The organism is Geothrix sp. PMB-07, assembly GCF_030758935.1.
Lineage (GTDB): Bacteria > Acidobacteriota > Holophagae > Holophagales > Holophagaceae > Geothrix.
The window spans coordinates 1,939,237-1,963,157 of the sequence record NZ_CP132333.1 but is presented as its reverse complement, the minus strand read 5'-3'; the positions used below and the strand labels follow the sequence as shown (position 1 = coordinate 1,963,157).

The following is a 23,921-nucleotide window of genomic DNA, read 5'->3' as shown; positions in this document are numbered from 1 at the left end:
GCCTGGAAACCAGCCTCCAGCCTACCAGCTACGCTTCCTAGAGCTTGAAGAGGTTGACCTCGCGGTTGAGCATGTGGACCTGGGCACCCAGCTGCTCCACGGCCCCGCTGGAGGCCTCAATGGCCCGCTCGCTTTCCATGGCCTTGCCCAGCACCCGGTTCATGGTCTCCTTCAGGGAGATGACGTGGTCCTCCTGCCGGGCCAGGATCTCGTGCAGGTTGCTTGCGAGGGCGCGCACCTGCTCGGTGGCCTTGGCAATCTCGTCGCTGCCGATGCTCTGTTCCTTCGTGGAATCCCGCACCACCGCCGTGGCCTGCTGGACGTTCATGGCCAGGGACAGGATGTAATTGCTGGTCTGCTGCTGCTCGGCGATGACGGAGCGGATGGTCTCCACCTGGTTGTGGATGTTCCGGTTGGCCTCATGGATGAGCGAGGCCTGCCCCGCCTGCTGAATGGTCTCGCTGAGGATGCTTTCCACCACGCTGTCGGTCTCGCTCACGGACTCCAGGATGGCCTGGAGCGCCTCCTGGCTCTGGCTCACGGACTCGGCGCCATCCCGCACTGCATCGAGGCCCAGCTCCACCTGCTGGTAGGCCTTCCGGATCTCGGACTGCAGGGTTCCTATGATCTGCTGGATCTCCTGGGTGGACCTCGAGGTCTGCTCGGAGAGCTGCTTGATTTCATCGGCCACCACCGAGAAACCCCGGGCCTGGCCATCCCCGACACCACCTCCCTGGGAGGCGATGATGGCGGCGTTGAGGGCCAGCAGGTTGGTCTGCTGGGCGTGATCGCCGATGTAATCGAGGATCTTGGCGATGTCGGCGCCCAGCTGCAGCAGGGTGCGGGTCGTTCCGTGGAAATCCTGCACCACCCGCTCGATGACCTGGATCTTCTCGCGGTTCCGGGCCACCAGCTCCATGCCACGGCTGGCGTTGTGGATCACCTTCTTGGTGTACCGCTGGGCGATCTTGACGCTGTCGTCGATGGCCGAGGTGCTCTGCTCCAGGTTCTCGGCAAATTCCTTGGTGTGCTCGGCATGCCCGGCGAGGTGATCGACGTTCTTGCCCACGTTCTTGATGGCGATGTCGAAATCCCGGATGGCGGAGGTGATGCCCTCCACCACCATCAACAGCTCGTCCATGCTCAGGTTGATCTGCTGAACGCTGGCGGCCATTTCCACGATGGTGGTGTTGGTGCTTTCCGAAGCCAGGCTGAGTTCCATGGAACTGGCGCTGATGCCGATGGAGGTGTCCGTCAGCTCGTTGATCTCCTGGTGGAAGGCTTCGATGAGCTCCCGCTGGCCTTGGTTCGACTGACGGACGCCGTCTCCGGATTCCCGGATGAGGGCCGAGGCCTTGGCCAGGTCGCGGCTGGCGGAGCGGATCTGAACCACCATGCCCCGGAGGCTGCCCACCATGTGCCCGAAGCCCTTGACCAGGGAGGCCACCTCATCGTCGCTGTAGACCGGCTCAAGCCGGTCGATGCGCCCTTCCCCCACTTCCTGGGTGTTCCGGCTCAGGAGCACCAGAGGATGTTGGACGTCCCGGAGGATGTGGGGAATGAAGTAGGTGAGGAAGATCGCTGCCAGCGCCAGGATGGCGAGATTGGGCCGCAGCGCCTTCCAGATGGCGTCCGCGTACTCGCCCTCCAGGATGACCGCCCTCAGCTCTGATCCATCCGGCAGCGACTGAATCACCAGGATGTCGCCTCCGCCCCCAGGCTGGATCTTGGAGCCAAGGATGGCACCCCCTTTGGAGGCGGGCAGTTTGAGGGACACGCCCCCGCCTGCTCCCAGCTTCAGGGTGCCGAGGAAGGCGTCCAGGTCCTCTGGCGTGGTGTTCATCTCGGTGACGAAGGTGACCGAATCCGCCAGGTTGGCCAGCTCGTTCTTGGCATAGCTGGTGACTTTGGTGCGGATCGATGACTGCAGCGTCAGGCCGGAAACGAGGATGGAGAGCAGCAGCACCCCCCCCGTAATGCCCAGGATGCCGAAGCCGAACTTGGCCCTCAGGCTGGTGGTGAACCGCGCCATGGAATCCGCAAAGCCCGGCTGCCCTGCGAGGATCCGGAAGACCTTCATCAGGCTCTGCTTGGCCACGAAGTAGTGGCAGATGCCGCCCAGCCCGGCCAGCAGCATGAACATGGCCATGGTGATGAAGCTCACCCACAGGCTCTGAGCGAGGTAGAGCTTCACCCATAGGTAAGATGCGGCGCTAAGGCCGAAGGCCAGAAGGAAGAAGAGGATGGACGACGATTGCGGGAACCGCGTGATGGGGCGGTAGAGATCGGGGCCCAGGGCCTGTTCCGATAGGATCTTCCCGAGTTGGTTGATGTTGTAGAAGCTGACCCAAAGAATGCAGCTCAGCAACACCAGCAGGCCGACCATCCCCTTGACCGTGAGGTGGAAGCCCGGAGGGGACGTCAGCAGGAAGAGGATCCCTGCCACGGTGAACCCCACCACCCAGATGAGGCCCACCCCCTTCCGGAGGCGGGAGAGAATCAACTCCCGTCCATCCCTGTCCAACCGCACAGGGGCGTTTGCCCTAAGTTCAGGCAGGGATCCAGAGATGGAATCGGGCAGCGCCATATTCGCGTGTTTCGGCCAGGGTCCACCCGGGCTGTAATTCCAGCGCAGTATTCCTGTCCGTTTCAAAAACAAGGATCCCATCGGGGGCCATCCAGGCCCGCAGCACCGGAGCCAGCCGGGTCCAGAAGGACGGGGCCAGTTCATAGGGCGGATCCAGGAAGATCACCGCCTGATCCTGGAATGCCCCGGCGGCCAGTTTCCGGAGGTCGGCCTGGACCGCCTTCACGGGCAAATCCCCCAGGTTTTTACGAAGGCAGGACCAGCCTGGTTCGGCGGCCTCCACGCACACCACGGGGGCGTACCCCCTGGAATGCGCCTCGATTCCCACGGCCCCGGTGCCTGCACAGAGGTCCAGGAAGGCGCCGCTCGGCCATCTCTGGAGGATGGAGAAGAGGGCCTCCCGGGCTCGGTCCGCCGTGGGGCGGACGCGCAAATCCCCTGGGGGGGGCGCCGCCAACCGGCGCCCCCTCAGGGTTCCAGCCACCACCCGCATGGGCGGGGCTTCAGTAGGCCCAGCGGAGGAGTGTGGCTCCCCAGGTGAATCCGGCGCCGAAGGCCGCCAGCGCCACCAGGTCGCCCTTGGCCATGCGCTTCTGCTCGAAGGCCTGGTGCAGGGCCGTGGGGATGGTGGCCGTGGTGGTGTTGGCGTATTTGTCGATGTTGACCATCATACGGGAGGGATCCAGTTCCAGCCGCTTGGCGGCGGCATCCATGATGCGGATGTTGGCCTGGTGGGGCACGAAGAGCTTGAGCTGGTCGCCCGTGAAGCCGTTCCGGTCCATGAGCATGCGGCTGTTGTCCGCCATTTCGCGCACGGCGTTCTTGAAGACCTCGCTGCCGGCCTGGTGCACATAGTGCTCCTTGGCCGCCACGGTCTCGGCGGTGGCCGGCTTCAGCGAGCCACCCGCTGGCATGTAGAGGAAGCAGCCGCCCGAGCCATCGATCCGGTGCTCGAAATCCAGAATGCCCAGGCCCTCCTCCACGCGCTCTACGATGACCGCTCCGGCGCCATCGCCGAACAGCACGGCCGTGGCGCGATCTTCCTTGTTGATGATGGTGGACATGATGTCCACGCCGACAATGCCGATGCGTTTTACGCCACCCGCGGCGACCAGGCTGCAGGCGGTGGTGAGCGCAAAGAGGAAGCCCGAGCAGGCTGCGTTCAGATCAAAGCCAAAGGCGTTCTCGGCGCCAACCATCTGCTGGATGCGGCAGGCCGTGGCCGGGAAGAGCGTATCGGGCGTCACCGTGGTGACGAGAATCATGTCCAGCTCAGAGGCCTTGATGCCGCGGTTGTCCAGGGCCATCTGCAGGGCCGGAGCGCCGAGATGGGAAGCCCCGACGCCCGGCTCGACCCAGCGGCGCTGGCCGATGCCCGTGCGGCTGCGGATCCACTCGTCATTGGTTTCCATGATCTTGGACAGATCATCATTGGTGACCACCCGGGGAGGAAAACACTGGCCGGTAGCGGTGATGCCAACGGGGGCGGAAAGACGACGGTTCAAGGGGCCTCCGGTACGAAACCCCGATCATCTCATAGACCAGCCCGGCCCGTCAGTGTTCACCCCTGAAGCGACGCAGCAGCGCCACGAGGCGGTCCGCATCCAGCAGGCGGAAAATCTGATCTTCCTCTTGGGCGATGCCCCCCAGCCATGGAAGTGCCGGGTCGCTTTCTTCCGGCTCCCGCAGAATGCCGTGAGGCAGATCCGTGGTGCCGATGAGGCGCTCCAGCGGAATGCCCAGCCGGGGCCGCAGCACGGCCAAGGCCACGGGCTGGCCCGGGGGTGCCGCGCACCCCGGGAGTTCATTCCAGGCCAACACAGGCAGGAATTCGCCCTCGTACACCACCACCCCCGCGATGCCTGCGGGTCGGCCCGGCAGGGGCGAAATGGGCGCGGAGGCGACCACTTCCCGCAGATCCGACGTGGCAATGAGCAGATCCATGCCTGCGGCCTTGGCGTGCAGCCAGGTGCGATGCTCAGACATTGGCCACCCGCCGCATGAGGGAGTTCATGGCCAGGCTCAGCGTGGCCTCCGGATCCAGCACCCAGAGGATGCCATCCTCCTGGGGACTGCCTCCCATGATGCCCGCCGCGTGGGCCAGTTCAGGCAAGCTTCTTAGCAGGACTTCCCCGCGCCCCAGGATGGCATCGACGCCGATGGCCACTTCCACGCTCCGAGCCGAGGCCCCCTGGGTGCTCAACACCACGAAGGAACGCTGGCCATCCGGTTCTGGCAGCCCCAGACACGCCTGAAGGGATTCCAGGGGAATGGAATTGCCGAACACCTGCACTTGATCCCCACCCCGGTGGACCTGATCGCCTGCTTGCACCCGAACCACATTCACCAGGGGGATGCCGAAGGACTGGCGGTCGCAGCGCACCTTCAGGCAACTCGCCACCGCCCGACTGAGGGGGATGCTCAGTCGGATGAGGCTGCCCCGCCGCGCTTCGCTGGAAAGGTGGATCTCTCCGCCCAGCGCCTCGATCTCCGCCCTGACCACATCCATGCCCACGCCCCGTCCGGAAATCTGAGAGGCCCGCTCCTGGGTGGAGAACCCGGGTTCCAAGGTCAGTCGGTGCAGCCGTTCAGGCGTGTGCGCCTGCCCGGCCTTCAGCAGACCCAGCGCCACACCACGGGCCTCGATGCGCGCCAGATCGAAGCCCCGCCCATCATCACGGATGTCGAAGCGGATGTTTCGCCCCCGCTGGGAGGCGGAAATGCGGATGGAACCAGCCTCACTTTTTCCCAAGGCCAGGCGCTCGGAAGGTGTCTCCAGCCCATGGTCCACCGCATTGCGAACCAGATGCAGGAAGGGGTCGGTGAGCCTGCCCAGCAGGCCCCGTTCCAACTCCAGATCGCTGCCCTGAAAAGTCAGTTTCACGGGTTTGCCCGTGTCTCGGCTGAGGCTCTTCACCATGGGCTCAATACGGGCGAAGAGGCTCTCGACCCGGAGCATGCGCATCTGCAGCAGGGATTTCTGAACCTCCAGGAGGCCGTCCTGGATCTGGGCCATGAGGGCTGAAGGACGGTCATCGCGGATATCCATGCCCTTGTGCAGCAGCTGGCTGGCCGCATCCCGCAGCTGGCCCACGGCCATCAGCCGGGCTTCCAAGGCCTCCACTCGATGGGCCGGCAAACGGAGGATCTCCACTTCCTGGGCATGGGGCGCTTGCGGAGCGGCAGACTCGGGTTCCACCACCGGAATCGGCGGAACAACCTCCTCCACCGCAAGGGTGGGTGGATTCCTCAGGCTGTCCGGCACCCGGCTGGGATCGGCCAGCAGGGCGGTGCCGACCAGTTCCCCTTCAAGGGTGGGAAGCATGGCCGGATCGAGGGCGGGACAACCGGCCAGCAGGAGGAAGCCCATGCCCTCGCGGTCCTCCGGCGCATCGCAGGGCAGCGTGGAGATGAGTTCCCCCAAACCCGCCAGCGCCTCGTTCAGAACCCGCAGACGCTCATCGAAGGTGGCGAACTCCAGGCAGATGGTGGCTCCGTGGATGGGCATGCCGCTCATGAGCAGGGCCGTCACCCGCGTCCGCTCATACTCCGAAAGGGCCTTCAGCGCCTCCGGCGGCAGATCCAGCATGGAGGTCAGATCCTGGGCACCCCCTTCCGTGGGGCGGGCCAGGGCCTCCAGTTCCCCCAGCTGCTTGCGCAGAGGGGACAAGTAGTCCTCGGGCTCTGGGCGTCCCCGGCGCAGGCCGTTCAAACCCGATTCCAGGGCCATCATCCCGGCCTCGAGGGTTTCCACCAGGGAATCTGTGGAGCGTAGCCGCCCCTGGCGCATGAGGTCGAAGATATCCTCCATGCGGTGGGCCGCGCGGCTGAAGCTGGGGAACCCCAGCATGCCCGCCATGCCCTTGAGGGTATGGGTGGTGCGGAACAATGCGTTCACCGAGGCCTGCACCACGTGGGCGGGCTGCGTTTCCTTCAGGCCGACAAGGGTCTTCCGGGCCTGCGCGAACAGGTCCTCACACTCTGCCCAGACATCATCGAAGGATTGGTCCAAAAGGGTGCCCCCGGTCATGGTGGCATCGGCACAGGTCCCGAGGGTCTGGAATCCGGGAGCATCCGCTGCTTTACACTGGCCCCATGCGAACCCTCGCCGTGCTCCCCTCCCGCTTCCAGGCTTCCCGCTTTCCGGGCAAGCCCCTGGCACCCATCGCCGGGAAACCCATGATCCAGTGGGTCTACGAGGCCGCCCGCCGGGCCGAGGGCGTGCATCGGGTGGTGGTGGCCACGGATGATGACCGCATCGCCGCCTGCGTGACGGGCTTCGGGGGCGAGGCTGTGATGACGGATCCCGCCCTGCCCTCGGGCACCGACCGCGCCGCGGCGGCCCTGGAAGCCCTTGTGGAGCGGGGGGAATCCTTCGATTGCGTGCTGAACATCCAGGGAGACGAACCGGCCATGCATCCCGAGACCGTGGCCGCCGTGGTGGCGCTTATGCGCGACCAGCCGGATCTGCCCATGGGCACCGCCGCCTGCCCCTTCGCCCAGGTGGATGAACTCTTCAATCCCAACGCCGTCAAGGTGGTGGTCAGCGACCTGCACCGGGCCCTGTACTTCAGCCGCAGCCCCATTCCCTACCTGCGGAACTCCACAGTCTTCGAGCCGGATTTCCGGCCCTGGCTGAAGCCTGAGCAGCTGGCCTTCTTCCAGCGTCACCTGGGCATCTACGCGTACCGACCCGAGGCCCTGCGGGCCTTCACCCAGCTGCCGCCCCACCCCCTCGAACAGTTTGAAATGCTGGAGCAATTGCGGGCCCTGGCTTCAGGCATGCCCATCGGCGTGGCGCATACGCCTTTTCTCAGCCTGGGTGTGGATGTGCCCGCTGATGTGGCTGCCGCCGAGGCGCTCCTTCGGGAACGGGGGCTCGCGGTCTAGGAGCCGCCGTTTTTGGGAACCAGGGTCGCGCTAGACTATCGGGCTGGGCCCCGCGCCCGTTCCCTGCCAGGAGATGTTGTGAGCCACCACAAAGTCGTCGTGATCGGTACCGGCCCCGCCGGCTACACCGCCGCCCTCTACACCTCGCGCGCCAACCTTGCCCCCCTGGTTTTTGAAGGCGCCCAGCCCGGCGGCCAGCTGACCATCACCACCGAGGTGGAGAACTTCCCAGGCTTCCGCAAGGGCATCGAAGGCCCGGCCCTCATGGACGAAATGCGCGAGCAAGTGCTGCGCTTCGGCACCACCATCAAATCCGAGACCGTGCTCAAGGCCGACCTCCAAAGCCGCCCCTTCAAACTCACCACCGACAAGGGCGAATACACCGCCGACGCCGTGATCATCGCCACCGGCGCCTCCGCCAAGTGGCTGGGCATCGGCAAGGATGAACAGCTCTCGCGCACCGGCGGCGGCGTCAGCGCCTGCGCCACCTGCGATGGCTTCTTCTTCCGCGGCAAGGAGATCGCCGTGGTGGGCGGCGGCGACACCGCCGTGGAAGAGGCCACCTTCCTCACCAAGTTCGCCACGAAGGTCCACCTCATCCACCGCCGGGACAAGCTGCGGGCCTCCAAGGCCATGCAGGAGCGGGCCTTCAAGAACGAGAAAATCCAGCCCGTGTGGAACAAGGCTGTGCTGGATGTCATTACCGCCACCCATGAGACCCCCATGGGGGAAAAGGTGGAGAAGATCCGCGCCCTGAAGCTCAAAGACACCGTGGACGGCACGGAATCCGAGCTTCCGGTAGAAGGCCTCTTCGTCGCCATCGGCCACGAGCCGAACACCAGCCTCTTCAAGGGCCAGCTGCCCATGGACGAGACCGGCTACCTGCTGGTGGAGAAGGGCTCCAGCCGCACCGCCATCGAAGGCGTCTTCGCCTGCGGCGACGTGCAGGATCACACCTACCGGCAGGCCATCACTGCCGCGGGCAGCGGCTGCATGGCGGCCATCGACGCCGAGCGCTGGCTGGCGGAGAAGGGCCTGGCCGAGTAGTGAACGAAGAACACCTCGAACCCCTGAAGCGGCATCCCGAGGGCCGGGCCCTCCGGGCGGAGGTGGATCTGGGCCGCATCGGGCGGAACCTGGGCCGCATCCGCGCCGCCGCCGGGGGGCGAGAGGTGTGGGCCGTGGTCAAGGCCAATGCCTACGGCCACGGAGCCGTCCATGTGGGGCGCGCCTTGGCCGCCGCCGGGACCCATGGATTGGCTGTGTCCAATCTGGAAGAAGGCCTTGAGCTACGCCAAGGCGGCATCGAATGTCCCATCCTCGTGCTGGGTGGATTGCGCCCCGAAGCCCTGCCCGCCGCCAGCGCCGAAGGCCTCAGCATCGCCGTGGTGGGCCCTGAGCACCTGCGCGACTACGCCCGAGCCCTGTCTTCCCATCCCGTGCGGTTGCACCTGAAGCTGGACACGGGCATGGGCCGCTTCGGCCTGCTGCCTTCGGAGTTGAGTGAGTGCCTGGAGGACCTGCGCCAGCTCTCGCCCTGGACGGACGGCGTCATGGGCCACTTCGCCACTGCCGACGATCCCGACCAAGGCTTCGCGTTGAGGCAACGGCGGGTCTTCGACGCCTGCTTGTCTCAGCTGTCCGATGCCGGCATCCATCCGCCCCAGCGCCATCATGGCAACAGCGACGCCTGCCTGCGCAATCTGCTGGACCGGGACACCCACATCCGGCCGGGCTTGGCCCTCTTCGGCCTCACCACGGTGCCCGAAGGCCGAGTCTTGGGTCTGGAGCCCGCCCTGGCCCTGGTGGCCGAAGTGGCCCGGGTGAAGACTGTCCCTGCAGGCACCACCGTGGGCTACGGCCGCACCTTTGTGGCCCCGCAGCCCATGCAGATCGCCACCCTGGCTTGCGGCTACGCGGATGGGTACCGCCGCGACCTGGGCAACCGGGCTGTCGTGGGTTTCAAAGGACGCACCTTCCCAGTGGTGGGTCGGGTGTCCATGGATTACCTCACCGTGGCGCTGCCCGGCGAGGTGCCGGTCACCCCAGGGGACCCCATGACCCTCTTCAGCGCGGATCCCTCCGAACCCCACAGCGTGGAAAGGCTGGCCCAGGCCTTGAACACCATCCCCTACGAACTGACCTGCGCCCTGCATCGACGCATCACTCGGCGTTATTTTTCCTAAACCACGCGCGTTCTGCACTACCATTGAGGACCCTCTTGGCTCCTCCATGAACCTGCTGGTCATCTCCCAACATGTCGACCTTGTTGAGCGTCTGCGCATGGCGTTCGAGGGGGCGGGGCACCGCATTCTCCACGCCAACGATCCCCTGGAAGCCCTGGCCATGGATTCCTGGGGCGAGACCCAGGTGCTGCTGGTGGACGCCAGCGGCGATCCCATGGACGGCTACCGTCTCTGCCGCCTACTGCGTACCGAAGCCCGGGTGCTGTTCCGGAACTTGCCCATCTTCCTCATCCACGATCACTCGGTGACGGATGAAGACGCCCGATCCCTACACGCCGCCGAAGCCGATGGTTACATTCTGGCGGGCTACAGCATCCAGCAGCTGCTCAACCACCTGGGCCCCGTCATGGCCGGAGGCCGGTCCCGGGATGAGGGCCAGCACCTGCCTGTCCTGGCCGTGGGCCTCCACGCGAGCCTGGCCCAACGGACGCGGGACCTGCTGCAACACTACGCGATGGAGGTGCATACCCCGCCAGCTCGCAATGCCAGCGAGGCCCAGCGGGTGTTGAAGGCCCCCGTGCTGATCCTGGGGCTTTCCTCGGGGGGTGTGGACGGCGCCCTGGCCCTGCTGGCCCAGCTGCGGGAACAGAACCGCCTCCCCTATACGATCCTCCTCGGGCAAGTGAAGGATGAAGCTTCGCAGCGCCGCCTCATCCTCGCGGGCATCTCCGATTGGGTGCCCCTGCCCCTTTCCGGCCCGCGCCTGATCCACGCCTGCAAACGCGCCATCGAGTGGGTGCACGCCAAGCGCATCCAGACCGAATACGAATCCGCCATCCACGACCTGCGGGAACGTCGCGCCATGCTGGAGATCGAGGCGGCGGCCCTGCGCAACGAAGTGCTCACGGATCCTCTGACGGAGCTGCTCAACCGGCGGGCCTTCGACCAGAACCTGGAGCACGCGGTGCGGCAGTGGGAGCGCCACCGACGGGCCTTCGTCCTGGTGCTGGGCGATGTGGACCATTTCAAGCTCATCAACGACCGCTTCGGCCATCCCGTGGGCGACGAGGTGCTTCGCCAGATGGCCGCCCGCTTCCATGAAGCGCTGCGCAAATCCGACTTGGCCTTTCGCATCGGCGGCGAGGAATTCGCCGTGCTGCTGACGGAAACCACGCTCAAGGGCGGGGCTGAGGTGGCCCACAAGCTGCGGAAATGCATCGACGAAGAGCCCCTCCACCTTCCCTCGGGACAGACGATCTTCCCCACCATGAGCTTCGGAGTCTGCGGACCGGGGCCCTCCAGCATCGAGGACCTCATGGCCCAGGTGGACAAGGCCCTGTACCAAGCCAAGAACCTGGGCCGGAACCGGGTGGTGGTCGCCAACGAAGGCGAGTACCCGCCTCGGGCCCGGTAGCGCTGGTTTAGTAGCGGTAACTGAAGAGATCCCCCAGCCCCCGCAGCGTCAAGGTGAAGTCCACGCGGTCTTCCCTGCCTCCTGAAACCAGGGCAGTGTTCAGGGCCACGTGGGTGTATTTCAGGATGTAGGCCACGCAGGGCCGGACATAAGCCAAGGCCACCTGGCTGGAAGCGAAGCCCTTGAACTTGAAGTCATAGTTGGCGCTGAATTCCAGCCGCACCCGGTCGTCCCAGAGCCGCTGGAGTCCGCCCACCTGCAAGCCCTGCTGGCGGACCAGGAAGCGGTTGATACCGGTCGAGAAATAGGCCAGGTTGAACCGGCCTCCTTCCTGCGCCTTCATGTCCACGCTGAGGGCATTGTCAGAGCCGCCGTTCCCCACCTCCGAAGAGCGCCGCAGGCTAAGGCGCCAGGTTTCATCCGGCTCCACATCCAGGTCCGTGTCCACGGAGGACCAGCCCTTCTTGTAGCGGCCATCGCTGAGGATGATGGGCGTGGCGTGGTACCGGGTGGCGATGCGCAACCGCGCAAGGTCAGCAAAACTGCTCCCCGACATTCCGCGTCCCAGAATGTGCTGCTTAAAGCCCACTTCGAAGCTGCGCTCGCCGGAGGCGCTTTCGTTGACACCCGGGAACGAATCGAGAATGTCGAAGCGCGGCAGGGTGCCGGCCTCCCCGTAGCGGCTGGTCTCTGTAAAGCCGAAATAGGGCTCCACCACATGTTTCAGCTCACCCGTGTAGCCCAGCAAGGACACATCCTTGAAGCTGCGGCCCACCTGGGGGCCGGAGAAACGCAGGTGGCTGGAGAAGAGGTATCTTGTGGCGGCGGCGCCATCCACCTGGAAGGGGCTGGTGGCAGGGTTCACCACGGCGCCATCGACCCCGGCCGCCGGATCGAAGACCGGCGCCTCCAGGCTGGAACTGTAGTGCGTGGCACGCCCCATCATTTCCAAATCGGCCCTGAAGGGCCCCCATTGCCCGAGACGCCCATGAAGCCGGGTATTGGCATCCTGGCGATCCCAGCTGTAGCTGCGTTCGGGCGCTTCCGCGCTGCCCTCAATTCGGTAGGCGAAACGGCCAAGGCGGACGCCACCGTCAAGGTAGAGCGGCCCCAGCACAGCCACCGGAAAGAAGCGGAATTCCCCCTGGGGAAGGGTCTGCCGCCGCAGGGAGGCTGGGAATTCGGGGCTGTAGAAGGGATCACCCTGATCTTTCGTGAAGAAGAAGCTGCGCTGTTCCGCCGCGGACAGGCTGAGGCTCCCAAAGGTGAAGCTGCGGCCCAGATAGAGGGCCGAATCGAAACTGGTGGCGCCAAGGTTGCCGAGCCCCTTGCCAAAATCCGCATCCACCAAGTTGTCCGATGCCTGGTTCACATCAGCGGTGAGCTGCCAGCCATCCTCCCGCTGCCAGACTTCCTTGAGGTTGAAGCGGTAGCGCCGGGTATCCAGGCTGCGCTGATGAATGGTCTCCCCCGAGAAGCTGCCCTGGTGGGTGAGGTCCGGGTTCCAGCGAGCCTCGCCGCCCCAGAGCATGCCCTCCTTGCTGAAATATTCCGGCGAGAAGGTGGCATCCAGCGCATCGCCGAACACCTGGTAATGGGAAAGCCCGACGGTGGCCCCAAAGGTGTTCGAGTAGCCCAGCTTGGGGGGGAGCAGGCCCGAGGTGCGCTCCATCTGGGCCGGGTAGACCGCCCAGGGAATGAAGTAGGGCGTGGGAATGGAGCCCAGATAGATGTGCGCGTTGCGCAGGGTGGCGAAACCATCCAGATCCACTTTCAGGCTCGAGAGCTTGGACTTCCAGCCTGGCCGTTCTTCGGGACAGGGGCTCAGTTCCACCGCATCGAAGGACCAGGTCCTCAGGGTGGCAAAAGCCACATGGCCGGAACGCAGGGTCCAGCTGGGAGGCAGATCCATCTGCAGAGCCCAGGCCTCGCCGGAGCGCTGCCGCCAGGCCATCCGCAGGCGCTCACAGCGGAGGCGCAGATCGGGCCCTTCCAGGCGGATGTGCCCTTCGGCAGACAACTCACCTTCAGACATCCGGTACACGATGCGGTCGGCCAGCAGCAGGAGTCCCTCGGCCTGAATGGCACCTTGCTCCAGAATCCAGAGGTCGCCCTCCTCCCGAACCCGCTCCCCACGCCAGGTAAAGGGCACGCGTGAATGCCCCGGCCCGCTTTCCATCTGGAAGGGCCGCAGCGGCAGAAGCTCTGCTGGCGTTGGCGCCTCCAGCGGGTCCAGGCTGGGTGTGCGCGGCAGTTCCTGGGCCACCAGCCAGGCCGGCAAGGCGGCCAACAGCAGATGACGCCCCAAGGAACGGTTCCGCCCCATGAATGGCTCAGTGATGGTGCGGCAGCAGCCGCGCACTGATCAGGAAGATCCCCACACCGGACAGCAGGGCAATGGTGCTGCGGAACCCTGACACCTTCTGCACTTCGGGCAGCAGATCGGAGCTGGCCACGTACAGCGCCAGACCAGCGGTGAGGCCCAGGATCGGGCCCGTGGGAAGGCTCAGCAGGGATTGCCCAGCCGAACCCAGCAGGGCCGCCAGGGCGAGGGTGCCAGCGGCCATGAGCGCGCCGCGGTTGCCGAAGCCCCGCACCAGAAAGATCGAGGCGATGGTGCCGCCTTCCGGGATGCGGTGGAAGAGGATGCCCAGCAGCACCAATGGCCCCAGGTTGCTGTGCGTGGCCAGCGCGGCGGCAATGGCCACGCCATCCATGAGGCTGTGCAACGACAGGCCCACCAGCGCCAGCACGCCACTGAGGGGAGAGCCATCGGTGTGGGTTTCCTCACCGTAGTGGAAATGCAGGGTGATGCCGTGTTCCATGACATGCACCAGCAGGTAGCCCCCCAGCACCCAGAGGGCGTTGGTCTCGCCGCCCTTGGCTTCCAGGCATTCAGGGATGACGCGGACCAGGGTGACCGACAGCAGGTAGCCTGCCGCCACGCCCGAAAGCAGGCGCATGAACTGCGCGCGGCCCTGAAGAAAACGCACCACGCCCCAGCCACCCAGGAGGGTGGCCAGGGACGCAAGCGGTGCCAGCCAGTAGAGGGACATGGGTGGCTACTCGACCTTCGCCTTCTTCGCCCGGGTGGCCTTAACCTTCGGGGCCTCCTCAGGGGCGGGCTTCTCGGCCTTGGCCTTCTTCACAGCCGGGGTCTTGGGGGCCTTCGCTTTGGGCGCAGCCTTCTTCTTCTCGGGAGCTTCGGCCACAGGGGCCTCAACCACGGCAGCGACCTGCGGAGCCGGAGCAGCCTCAGGCGCGGAAGCCACCTTGGCGCGCGGGGTGCGCTTGGGCTTGGAAACCTCCTCCACCGCCGGAGCGGCCTGGGCCTGGCCGAACTTCGGCCGGGGATTGGGCGTCAGCAGGCTGGCGACCAGATCCGGCGTGGCCTTGGGAGGTTCGGGCTGAGATTCAACAGCACGCTGGTTGGGCTCGGGGCGCGGTTCCAGGCCCCCGGTCTGCACCTGGGCCTCGGCGCCGCGATCCGCTCCACCCTTGCGACGACGACGACGGCGCTTGCGCTTGGCACCTTCACCCTTGACATCCTCGCCAGCCTCCTCGGCCCCCTCCTCGGACTCATCATCCTCGGGCTTGGCGCTTTCAAAGAGGGCACGCAGGCGCTCACGCTCATCGAGGGCCGCCCGCTGGAGGTCGCGGCGATCGTATTTGAAGGCTTCCTTCTTGGCGTCCTTGGGGCCATCGCCATGCACACCCAGGGCCTTGTCGAAGGAAATGGGACTATCGCCGCCCAGCACCACGGTCTCGTCTTCAGGAGCGCCCTTCTCCCGATGGGGCCTGGGGGCGGGCTTCTCGACGGGAACCTCTTCGCTGCGCTCGATCTCGGCGGACATCTCCCCGTAGCTCATGGACCAGTCGGCCTGGATGGAGATCTTCGCCTCGCTCTCCTCTTCCATCTGAGTCAGCTCACGGCGCTTCTGGTTGAGGACCGCCGTGGCAATGGCCGGGGCCAGCTTCACGCGGATCTCGCCAATGCCGCCCTTGGCCAGGATGCCGTGCAGCTTGCGCACCACGGACAGGGCCATGGCCTCGATGGTCTTCACCTTGCCCGTTCCGGCACAGGCCGGGCAGCTCTCGTGGTTCACGTGCTGCAGGCTGGGACGGATGCGCTGGCGGGTCATCACCAGCACGCCGAAGCGGTTGATCTTCCCCACCTCCATGCGGGCCTTGTCGGCCTTAAGGCAATCCACCAGTCGATCCTGGACGGCACGAATGTGGGTGTCGCGCTTCATGTCGATGAAGTCGATGGCGATGAGGCCAGCCAGGTCGCGCAGCCGCAGCTGGCGGGCCACTTCTTCCGCGGCCTCCATATTGGTCTTGAAGGCCATGTCCTCCACACCGTCGCCAGAGGTCTTGCCGCTGTTCACGTCGATGGCCACCAGGGCCTCGGTCTGATCCAGCACCAGGGCGCCGCCGCTGGGCAGGCCCACCTTGCGGCCATAAACTCGGTCGATCTGCTCTTCCAGCTGATGGCGGGAGAACAGCGGCTTCTTGCCCGTGTAGTGCTTCAGCACATCCAAGTGCTGCGGCATGGTGCGCTTGAAGAAGGACTGGGCGGCGTGGAAGGTGTCCAGATCGTCGATCTGCACTTCCTCCACATCGGCGCTGAAGGTGTCGCGCAGGGTGCGGGTGACGACGTCATCCTCCTGCCACACCAAGCCCACACCGTGGCGGTGCTTGTAGCGGCTGAGCACTTCCTTGTAGGTGTCGAGCAGGTATTCCAGGTCGCGCTCGAAGTCTTCTTTGGTCACGCCCAGGCTGGCCGTTCGCACGATGACGCCGATGTCCTCGGGGATGTCCAGGGTATCGATGAGCTGCTTGAAGTGGCGCCGTTCCTCGGTGGCTTCGATCTTCCGGCTGATGCCGTTGACCGGATTGCCGGGGGTGATCACCAGGTAGCGGCCCGCCAGGCTCACCTGGCCGGTCATCATGGCGCCCTTGCTGCCCAGTTCCTCACGCACGGCCTGAACCAGGATCTCCTGGTCCCGCTGGAGCACGTCCTGGATGCGGGCCCGGCGGCCATCGCCACTCAGATCCCGGGGCAGCTCGCCCAGGGGGAGGAAGCCATTCTTCTGGCCTCCAAAATGAACGAAGGCGGCCTGGAGGCTGGTGTCCACCCGGACCACCTTGGCCTTGTACAGGTTGCCCTTGATTTTTTCGTTGTGCAGGAACTCGACGTCGTAGTCGAACAGCACCCCGTCGATCAAAGTGGCCACCCGGATCTCTTCGGGATCGGTGGCGTTGATCAGCATGGTCTTCTTGGAATTCAAGGAGGCTCCTCTCGGGGCCCAGGTCCTGGCTGCGGCTTACGCCCGGCAGGCTCAGCGGCCCTGGGGTTGGATGGCTTGGGATGGGAGATGGGGAAACCGAAGGGGGCCCTGCCCTGACTTCGGCCACCCGCTGTGAAAATCGGAATGGTCGTGATCCCCGGGAACGGGCGGTGCCTCGATCGACCCGCAGGATCTTCAAGCATTAAACCCACTTATTCTCGGGAGGGCAAGCTTGATCGATGGGGAAGTTACAACGATGTCACAGCCCATCACAAGGCGCTTCACCTCCGGGTCTCAGGATCAAAGCCTTGAAGGAGGCATCCATGAGGATCCGAATCCTGGCCCAGACCCTGCTGGCCGCCCTGGTGGGAGTGACCGCCACCGCCCAGAACGTCAAGGTGGACCCCAAGGTCACCACCTACAAGAAGGTGTCTGGCATCAGCGGGAACCTGAACTCCATTGGTTCCGACACCCTGAACAACCTCATGGCCTACTGGGTGGAGGGCTTCAACAAAAAATACCCCAACGTCAAGATCCAGGTGGAAGGCAAGGGTTCCACCACCGCGCCTCCGGCCCTCATTGAAGGCACCAGCCAGCTGGGCCCCATGAGCCGCGAGATGAAGAGCGAAGAGGCGGACAAGTTCGAGAAGAAGTTCGGCTACAAGCCCACCAAGGTGGCTGTGGCCATCGACACCCTGGCGGTGTTCGTGAACAAGAACAACCCCATCAAGTCGCTCAGCATGCAGCAGGTGGATGCCATCTTCTCCAAGGGCCGCAAGGGCGGTTACGCCAAGGAGATCAAGACCTGGGGTGATCTGGGCCTGACCGGCGAAGCCGCCAACAAGCCCATCAGCCTCTACGGCCGCAACAGCGCCAGCGGCACCTATGGCTACTTCAAGGAACACGCGCTCTTCAAGGGTGACTACAAGGATTCCGTGAAGGAGCAGCCCGGTTCCTCCTCCGTGGTGCAGAGCGTTGGTTCCGACCGCTTCGCCATCGGCTACAGCGGCATCGGCTACGCCACCTCCGGCGTGCGCGCCGTCCCCATGTCCGATGAGACCAAGAACGGCGGCGCCGTGTTTGAGGCGACCTACGCCAACGCCCTCAGCGGCAAGTATCCCCTGTCCCGCTACCTCTACATCTACATCAACAAGGATCCCAAGAAGGCCATCGATCCCCTCACCCGCGAATTCCTCAAGTTCGTGCTGAGCAAGGAAGGCCAGGAGATCGTCGTCAAGGACGGCTTCCTGCCCCTCACCGCCAAGATGGAAGCCGACGAACTCGCCAAGCTGAACTAGGAATCCATGCCACAACCGTGCCGGGGAGCTCCTCCGGCACGGCTGTGTATTGAAGCGATCCCCTCCACCACCTGAGCCCCTCGAAGAGACGACATGCCCAGCATCCCTTCCAAGCAGGCACGAGCCCAGCGCATGGACCGGTTCATGGCCTTCGCCATCTCCGGCGGCGGCCTTACGATCATCGCCGCCGTCCTGGCCATGCTCGTCTTCATCATGAAGGAATCCATCCCGCTCTTCGTGCCGCCCCAGTCCAAGTTCCTGGCCACCGTCCAGGCGCCCCCATCCGGGGGAGTCTGGGTAGACGAATCCGGCAAAGCGGTGGTGCTGCTGTCCCGCACGGAAGGACTGAAGGCCCTGCGGTTCCCCGAAGGCACGGCCCTGGCCGCGCCTGGTCCCGCGGAAGGCCCGGCCCTGCCCTGGCGCGCCTTCACGACCTTGAATGCCCGCGGAGAATCCCTGATCACCGGTGCCGACGGCCGCCTCTTCCTCGCCCGGCTGAACTGGTCCAAACCCGCCGGGGAGAACGATCCGGCCCAGTGGACCCTGGAACCCCGCTGGCAAGGCGGTCTCGCCATGGATCAGGTCCCGAACGAGCTGCTGCACTTCCGGCTTCTCGAGGCGGGTGGCCTTGGCGGTGGCACCACGCTGCGCGTGGTAGCTCGCACCGAGGGCGGCCTGGTCTGGTCGGAAGCCTCGCTGGATGCCCCCACCCCCCTCGCCTGGAAACCCCTTCCGCTCGACACCTCACTGCACGCGACGGCGGCGCTTTGGAGTTCGGATGGCAAGAACCTCTTTCTGGGCACCCGCGAAGGGCGCCTGCTCATCCTCGATCCCGAAGCCAATCAAGTCACATCTCAAGCCGACTTCGGTGAGCCCGTGGAGTCCTTGGGATTCGCCCTGGGCCAGTCCAGCCTCCTGGTGGGCGGCGCACAAGGGAAGCTGGCGGCGTACCAGCGGGTGCGGGTGAATGAAGTCTTCGCCCTGCAGCCCTTCCACACCTTTCCCCGCCTGAGCGGCCCCGTGCTTGGCTTCCAGGCCAGCCAGCGCGACAAGCGCTTCCTCGCCTGGACCCCCACCGAAGCCGTGGTGGATCACCTGACCACCGAACGCCGGATGATGTCCGCCCGCCTGGATGGCCGCGGCTCCGCCGCCCTGGCCCCGCGCGGTGACCTCATCGTCCACGCCAGCGAGGGCACGGGCGCCCTGAAGGTCTGGAGCCTCGACGCGCCCCACCCCGAAGTGAGCTTCGGCCTCCTCTGGGGCAAGACACACTACGAGGGCTACGAAAAGCCTGAATACGTGTGGCAGAGCACCGGCGGCACGGATGATTTCGAGCCCAAGTTCAGCCTGGTGCCGCTGGTCTTCGGCACCCTCAAGGGCACCCTCTACGCCATGCTCTTCGCCTTTCCACTGGCGGTGCTGGGCGCCCTCTACACCTCCCAATTCGCCACGCCCCGCCTGAAAAACACCATCAAGCCCGCCGTGGAAATCATGGCGGCTCTGCCCTCGGTGGTGCTGGGCTTCCTGGCCGGTCTCGTGATGGCGCCCCTGCTGGAAAAGATGGCTGTCGAGGTCTTCATCTTCCCCTTCGTGGTGCTTTTGCTGGCCTTCCTGGCCACACCCTTCTGGGGCCGGCTGCCCCTGCCCTTCCGCAATGCCTTCGGCACGGGACGGGAGGTGCTGTGGATGGTCCCCGTGCTGCTGCTGGGCGTCTGGATCACCAGCCTGGCGGGCCCCTGGGTGGAGCGGGTCGCCATGGGCGGCAGCTACCGCACCTGGCTTCAGACCGCCATGGGCGTCACCTACGATCAGCGCAACAGCCTGGTGGTGGGTTTCGCCATGGGTTTTGCCGTGATCCCCATCATCTTCACCATCAGTGAGGATGCGCTGTCCAGCGTACCCAAGTCCCTCACCTCCGCCAGTCTCGCCTGTGGCGCCAGCCCCTGGCAGACCGCCTGGCGCATCGTGCTGCCCACGGCCAGCCCGGGCATCTTCTCCGCGACCATGGTGGGCCTGGGCCGCGCCATCGGGGAAACCATGATCGTGCTCATGGCCACGGGCAACACGCCCATCCTGGACTGGAGCCCCTTCAACGGCATGCGCACGCTCAGCGCCAACATCGCTGTGGAAGTGCCGGAAGCCCCGCTGCATGGAACCCTCTATCGGGTGCTGTTCCTGGCGGCCTTCCTGCTCTTCGTCCTCACCTTCATCCTCAACACTGTCGCCGAGCTGGTCCGCCAGCGCCTGCGCCGCCGCTACGAGTCCATCTGATGAGCCGCTTGGCCGACCGCATCCGACAAGGTGGAATCTTTGTGTGGTTCTCCGGAGCCCTGCTGGCCTTCTGCCTTGCCATGATCATCAGCCTCGTGGGCTTCATCGTGGCCAAGGGCATGGGCTACTTCTGGCCGAGCCCGCTGGTTCAGGTGCAGACCACGGATGGTCCCCTGCTGGGTGAAATCACGGCCCACGAGCCCGCTCGCGGCGAAGAAACCGAGAAGATCCAGTTCCGCGTGGGCAACCGCGATGTCTACGGCCAGGATTTCCGCTGGGTGCCCACCACGGGACTGGGGCCCCAGGAACGCCCGAAGGACGCCGTCCTCATCGAGCGCCTGGAATACGGCCCCTTCATCGGCCGCATCGCCTCGCTGAGCCATGACGGCCAGCAGGTTGCCACAGGGCCCGCGGCTCTGGGGGAAGCGCTAAGGCGCCTGCCCGAAGCCAGCCGCCTGAGGCGCCACATCCATTCCATCGAGAAGGGCCAGGTCGGTGATCTCAACCGGCGCATTGAACAGGTCCGCCTTGCCCGGAAGAAACTGGAGACCAAGGGCGAGGCCGCTGGCCTGAGCGCTCTCGACGCCAAGGCCGCTGACCTGCAGGCCGCCTATGATCAGTTGCAGGGCAGCCTGGAACAGAGCCGGACCGAAGCGAAGGCCTGGACCCTCAACCTGCAGACCGCCGACGGCCAAACCAAGGAATGTTCCCTGGGCGCTGTGGTGCGCATGGTGCCCGCCAACGCCATGGGCCCCCTCGACAAGCTGGGCGTCTACCTCTCCCGCCTCTGGGAATTCGCTGCTGATGACCCGCGCGAATCCAACACCGAGGGCGGCATCTTCCCGGCCATTTTCGGCACCGTGATGATGGTGCTGGTCATGTCCGTACTGGTGGTGCCCCTGGGTGTGGTGACCGCCCTCTACCTGCGGGAGTACGCCAAGCAGGGCTGGCTGGTGCGAGCCGTGCGGGTGGCCGTGAACAACCTGGCGGGTGTGCCCTCCATCGTGTTCGGCGTCTTCGGCCTGGGTTTCTTCGTCTACGGCCTGGGCGGCAGCATCGACAAGCTCTTCTTCGCGGATAGCCTGCCCACGCCCACCTACGGCACGGGCGGCATCCTCTGGGCCTCGCTCACCCTGGCCCTGCTCACGGTACCCGTGGTGGTGGTGGCCACAGAGGAATCCCTCGGCGCCGTGCCCCGTTCTCAGCGCGAAGCCAGCCTGGCCATGGGTGCCACCAAGTGGCAGACCCTCTGGAATGTCGTGCTCCCCAGCGCCACGCCCGGCATCCTCACCGGCCTCATCCTGGCCATCGCCCGGGGCGCGGGCGAGGTGGCACCGCTCATGCTCACGGGCGTGGTGAAGCTGGCCCCCGCCATGCCTCTGGACAGCACCTTCCCCTTCTTCCACCTCGACCGCAAGTTCATGCACCTGGGCTTCCATATCTACGATGTGGGCTTCCAGAGCCCGAACTCCGAGGCGGCCAAGCCCATGGTCTTCATGGCCTCCTTCCTGCTGCTGCTGGTGGTGGTGGTCCTGAACCTGTTTGCCCTGAACCTCCGGCGCAAGCTGCGGGAGCGTCTGGGGGGGAGCACTTTCTGAACATGAAACCCGGAGCCATCGACATGGAAATCGACGACCCCCGTCCCGTGACGGAGCCCGCGCTCCTCCAGACGCCGCCACCGTCCGCCGCCACGGGCCTTCGCCCCACGGCCTTCGCCCAGCCGGACCTGCCTCTCACCGACCCCTCGGTGCTGTCGGCGCCCACCATGCTGCAGGTGGAAGGGCTCAATCTCTTCTACGGGCAGAAGCAGGCCCTGACCGGCATCGACCTGCAGGTGGCGCGCAACTCGGTGATGGCCTTCATCGGGCCTTCGGGCTGCGGCAAGAGCACCCTGCTGCGTTGCCTCAACCGCATGAACGATCTCATCGACAATGTCCGCATCGAAGGGCGCGTCCTGCTCGGTGATACGAACATCTACGCTCCCGAGACCGATGTCATCGCCCTGCGCAAACGGGCGGGCATGGTGTTCCAGAAATCCAACCCCTTCCCCAAATCCATCTACGAGAACGTGGCCTATGGCCTGCGCATCCAGGGCCAGAGCGACCGCACGGTGCTCGACGAGGCCGTGGAACGCAGCCTGCAAGGCGCTGGCCTCTGGGAGGAAGTGAAGGACCGCCTGAAGGATTCAGCCCAGGGCCTTTCCGGCGGCCAGCAGCAGCGCCTCTGCATCGCCCGCGCCCTGGCCGTTCGGCCTGAAGTCATTCTCATGGACGAGCCCTGCTCAGCGCTGGATCCCATCGCCACCGCTCGGGTGGAAGAACTGATTCTTGAGCTGAAGCGCGAGTTCACCATCGTCATCGTCACCCACAACATGCAGCAGGCCGCCCGTGTGAGCGACCACACCGCCTTCTTCTGGATGGGCAAACTCATCGAGTCGGGGCTCACAGAGAAAATGTTCACCAATCCCGGGCAGCGCATGACCGAGGACTACATCACGGGGAGGTTCGGCTGATGCGTCAATTCGACCAGGAACTGAGGGATCTCAGGGACGGCATCCTGTCCATGGCCGGGCTGGCCGAAGAGATGATCGATCTCACCATTCAGGCCCTCACCGAGCGCTCCAAGGTCAAGGCCGATCAGGTCATGACCTTGGATCGCGGCCTGGACGAGTGGGAGCTCAAGCTGGACCGCCTCTGCGTGGACCTGCTGGCTCTGCGAGCCCCCGCCGCGGGGGATCTCCGCCTCATCGCCTCCAGCCTCAAGATCGTGCCCGAGCTGGAGCGCATCGGCGACCATTGCTGCAACATCGCGCGCCGCGCCACCTATGTCCATCCCCCCATTCTTTCCACGGGGTCGCTGGAACGGCTGGGACAGGAAACCCGAGGCATGGTGCGAATGGCCGTGGATGCCTTCATCGGCAGTGATGCGGGCATCGCCCGCACGGTCATCCAGTCCGATGATTCCGTGGACGAGCTCTATGGCCAGATTTACAGGGAGCTGCTGCGCCTGATGATGTCCGACCCCCTGTCCATCGAGCGGGCCAGCCACCTCATCCTGGTCATCAAGAACTGGGAGCGCATCGCCGACCAGGCCACCAACATCGCAGAAGAAGTGCTGTTCATCCTGGAGGGGCGGAGTGCCAAGCACACCTATCTCCAGGGCGGTACGGCAGAATAGGGAACTGAGAAAAGGGCTCCATGACGCGCATCCTCCTCCTCGAAGACGACACCGAAATCCGCCTGGGCCTGGAACAGCACCTGCGCCGCGAAGGCTTCAGCCTCATCCCTGTGGGCACGGGCAAGGACGCCCTGCTGGCCCTCAACGCCTCCGGGCCCAAGCTGGACGCCGCCCTGCTGGATCTCAGCCTGCCGGACATGGATGGACTGGACGTGCTCCGCGCCATCCGCACCCATGCCACCCTGCGCAGCCTGCCGGTGCTCCTGGTCACGGCCCGCAGCGAGGAGATCGACCGCGTGCTGGGGCTGGAACTGGGCGCCGACGACTACATTTCCAAACCCTTCTCCGCCCGGGAACTGGCCGCCAGGCTGCGGGCCATCCTGCGCCGCTCCACACCCTTTGAAGGCTCGGAGCGAACCAGCCAGCTCGCTTTCGGCCCCATCGCCGTGGACCTGGACATGCACACCGCCCGGGTGGACGGACAACTGGTGGAGTTGACCCGCCGCGAATTCGAGCTGCTGGCCTACTTCCTGGCCAACCCCCGGCGTGTCCTCACCCGCGAGAAGATCCTCCAGCAGGTCTGGGGCCTGGAGTACCTCGGTGAAAGCCGCACCATTGACGCCCACGTGCGTCGCGTGCGCGCCAAGATCGGCGAGGCCGCTGCCGAGTTCATCGAAACCGTGGTGGGTGTCGGCTACCGGCTGGGCGGCCCGGCGGGGTCCTAAACCAAAAGTGCTTGATCCACAGATTCCACCGATTCCACAGATCCAACCCCAGTGGGAATCTGTGTGAATCTGTGAAATCTGT

18 protein-coding genes are annotated in these 23,921 nt (G+C 65.4%); 10 read left to right on the top strand and 8 right to left on the bottom strand.

Annotation, left to right across the window (positions count from 1 at the left end; genetic code table 11):
* Positions 1-37: 37 nt before the first annotated feature.
* The 5 genes from Q9293_RS08770 to Q9293_RS08750 all read right to left on the bottom strand — a co-directional run bounded on the left by Q9293_RS08770 (position 38) and on the right by Q9293_RS08750 (position 6,617).
* Entirely contained in the window at positions 38-2,503 is a 2,466-nt protein-coding gene (locus Q9293_RS08770; protein WP_306252118.1) for a methyl-accepting chemotaxis protein, read from the bottom strand.
* Between the two features lie 46 nt (positions 2,504-2,549).
* Complete coding sequence (locus Q9293_RS08765) at positions 2,550-3,020, bottom strand: RsmD family RNA methyltransferase (protein ID WP_306252116.1); 471 nt, start codon at positions 3,018-3,020, stop codon at positions 2,550-2,552.
* A gap of 70 nt (positions 3,021-3,090) precedes the next feature.
* Positions 3,091-4,092, bottom strand: coding sequence for a beta-ketoacyl-ACP synthase III (locus Q9293_RS08760; protein WP_306252114.1), 1,002 nt, complete (start codon positions 4,090-4,092; stop codon positions 3,091-3,093).
* Between the two features lie 49 nt (positions 4,093-4,141).
* Positions 4,142-4,573, bottom strand: coding sequence for a chemotaxis protein CheW (locus Q9293_RS08755; RefSeq protein ID WP_306252112.1), 432 nt, complete (start codon positions 4,571-4,573; stop codon positions 4,142-4,144).
* Positions 4,566-6,617 (bottom strand): chemotaxis protein CheA, encoded by a 2,052-nt coding sequence (locus tag Q9293_RS08750; RefSeq protein WP_306252110.1) that lies wholly within the window; start codon positions 6,615-6,617, stop codon positions 4,566-4,568. Before Q9293_RS08750 ends, Q9293_RS08755 begins: the two co-directional genes overlap by 8 nt.
* A gap of 65 nt (positions 6,618-6,682) precedes the next feature.
* Between Q9293_RS08750 and kdsB the strand changes: the two genes are divergently transcribed.
* The 4 genes from kdsB to Q9293_RS08730 all read left to right on the top strand — a co-directional run bounded on the left by kdsB (position 6,683) and on the right by Q9293_RS08730 (position 11,077).
* Positions 6,683-7,477, top strand: a complete 795-nt coding sequence (gene kdsB / locus Q9293_RS08745; RefSeq protein ID WP_306252108.1) for a 3-deoxy-manno-octulosonate cytidylyltransferase — start codon at positions 6,683-6,685, stop codon at positions 7,475-7,477.
* Positions 7,478-7,555: 78 nt separating this feature from the next.
* Positions 7,556-8,524 (top strand): thioredoxin-disulfide reductase, encoded by a 969-nt coding sequence (gene trxB / locus Q9293_RS08740; RefSeq protein WP_306252105.1) that lies wholly within the window; start codon positions 7,556-7,558, stop codon positions 8,522-8,524.
* Positions 8,524-9,663, top strand: a complete 1,140-nt coding sequence (alr, locus tag Q9293_RS08735; protein ID WP_306252103.1) for an alanine racemase — start codon at positions 8,524-8,526, stop codon at positions 9,661-9,663. Before trxB ends, alr begins: the two co-directional genes overlap by 1 nt.
* 46 nt (positions 9,664-9,709) lie before the next feature.
* Positions 9,710-11,077: a diguanylate cyclase gene (locus Q9293_RS08730; protein ID WP_306252101.1), complete on the top strand. Its 1,368-nt coding sequence runs from the start codon at positions 9,710-9,712 to the stop codon at positions 11,075-11,077.
* Positions 11,078-11,084: 7 nt separating this feature from the next.
* Here Q9293_RS08730 and Q9293_RS08725 read toward each other — a convergent pair whose 3' ends face one another.
* Genes Q9293_RS08725 through Q9293_RS08715 form a run of 3 tightly spaced genes read right to left on the bottom strand, consistent with a single transcriptional unit; the run spans position 11,085 to position 16,368 of the window.
* Positions 11,085-13,385, bottom strand: coding sequence for an LPS-assembly protein LptD (locus Q9293_RS08725; protein ID WP_306252099.1), 2,301 nt, complete (start codon positions 13,383-13,385; stop codon positions 11,085-11,087).
* Between the two features lie 25 nt (positions 13,386-13,410).
* On the bottom strand, positions 13,411-14,133 hold the full coding sequence (locus tag Q9293_RS08720; RefSeq protein ID WP_306252097.1) for a ZIP family metal transporter: 723 nt from the start codon (positions 14,131-14,133) through the stop codon (positions 13,411-13,413).
* A gap of 6 nt (positions 14,134-14,139) precedes the next feature.
* Complete coding sequence (locus Q9293_RS08715; RefSeq protein WP_306252095.1) at positions 14,140-16,368, bottom strand: Rne/Rng family ribonuclease; 2,229 nt, start codon at positions 16,366-16,368, stop codon at positions 14,140-14,142.
* A gap of 323 nt (positions 16,369-16,691) precedes the next feature.
* On the opposite strand from Q9293_RS08715, the gene Q9293_RS08710 reads away from it, so the two are divergent.
* The 6 genes from Q9293_RS08710 (at position 16,692) to Q9293_RS08685 (ending at position 23,839) form a co-directional block, all read left to right on the top strand.
* On the top strand, positions 16,692-17,666 hold the full coding sequence (locus Q9293_RS08710; RefSeq protein ID WP_306252093.1) for a PstS family phosphate ABC transporter substrate-binding protein: 975 nt from the start codon (positions 16,692-16,694) through the stop codon (positions 17,664-17,666).
* A gap of 93 nt (positions 17,667-17,759) precedes the next feature.
* Positions 17,760-19,937: an ABC transporter permease subunit gene (locus tag Q9293_RS08705; RefSeq protein WP_306252091.1), complete on the top strand. Its 2,178-nt coding sequence runs from the start codon at positions 17,760-17,762 to the stop codon at positions 19,935-19,937.
* Positions 19,937-21,535: a phosphate ABC transporter permease PstA gene (gene pstA, locus Q9293_RS08700; RefSeq protein ID WP_306252089.1), complete on the top strand. Its 1,599-nt coding sequence runs from the start codon at positions 19,937-19,939 to the stop codon at positions 21,533-21,535. Before Q9293_RS08705 ends, pstA begins: the two co-directional genes overlap by 1 nt.
* 167 nt (positions 21,536-21,702) lie before the next feature.
* A complete protein-coding gene (gene pstB, locus Q9293_RS08695) occupies positions 21,703-22,449 on the top strand; it encodes a phosphate ABC transporter ATP-binding protein PstB (RefSeq protein ID WP_306252433.1) in 747 nt (248 codons plus the stop codon).
* Positions 22,449-23,114: a phosphate signaling complex protein PhoU gene (phoU, locus tag Q9293_RS08690; RefSeq protein WP_306252087.1), complete on the top strand. Its 666-nt coding sequence runs from the start codon at positions 22,449-22,451 to the stop codon at positions 23,112-23,114. Before pstB ends, phoU begins: the two co-directional genes overlap by 1 nt.
* Before the next feature lie 20 nt (positions 23,115-23,134).
* Positions 23,135-23,839 (top strand): response regulator transcription factor, encoded by a 705-nt coding sequence (locus tag Q9293_RS08685; RefSeq protein ID WP_306252085.1) that lies wholly within the window; start codon positions 23,135-23,137, stop codon positions 23,837-23,839.
* The last annotated feature ends 82 nt before the right edge of the window (positions 23,840-23,921 follow it).

Bases quoted from the DNA above. Each gene is read 5' to 3' on its own strand.
- Q9293_RS08755 (WP_306252112.1), bottom strand. From the start codon at position 4,573: ATGTCTGAGCATCGCACCTGGCTGCACGCCAAGGCCGCAGGCATGGAT.
- Q9293_RS08750 (WP_306252110.1), bottom strand. From the start codon at position 6,617: ATGACCGGGGGCACCCTTTTGGACCAATCCTTCGATGATGTCTGGGCA.
- kdsB (WP_306252108.1), top strand. From the start codon at position 6,683: ATGCGAACCCTCGCCGTGCTCCCCTCCCGCTTCCAGGCTTCCCGCTTT.
- Q9293_RS08730 (WP_306252101.1), top strand. From the start codon at position 9,710: ATGAACCTGCTGGTCATCTCCCAACATGTCGACCTTGTTGAGCGTCTG.
- Q9293_RS08720 (WP_306252097.1), bottom strand. From the start codon at position 14,133: ATGTCCCTCTACTGGCTGGCACCGCTTGCGTCCCTGGCCACCCTCCTG.
- Q9293_RS08710 (WP_306252093.1), top strand. From the start codon at position 16,692: ATGAGGATCCGAATCCTGGCCCAGACCCTGCTGGCCGCCCTGGTGGGA.
- Q9293_RS08705 (WP_306252091.1), top strand. From the start codon at position 17,760: ATGCCCAGCATCCCTTCCAAGCAGGCACGAGCCCAGCGCATGGACCGG.
- pstA (WP_306252089.1), top strand. From the start codon at position 19,937: ATGAGCCGCTTGGCCGACCGCATCCGACAAGGTGGAATCTTTGTGTGG.
- pstB (WP_306252433.1), top strand. From the start codon at position 21,703: ATGCTGCAGGTGGAAGGGCTCAATCTCTTCTACGGGCAGAAGCAGGCC.
- phoU (WP_306252087.1), top strand. From the start codon at position 22,449: ATGCGTCAATTCGACCAGGAACTGAGGGATCTCAGGGACGGCATCCTG.
- Q9293_RS08685 (WP_306252085.1), top strand. From the start codon at position 23,135: ATGACGCGCATCCTCCTCCTCGAAGACGACACCGAAATCCGCCTGGGC.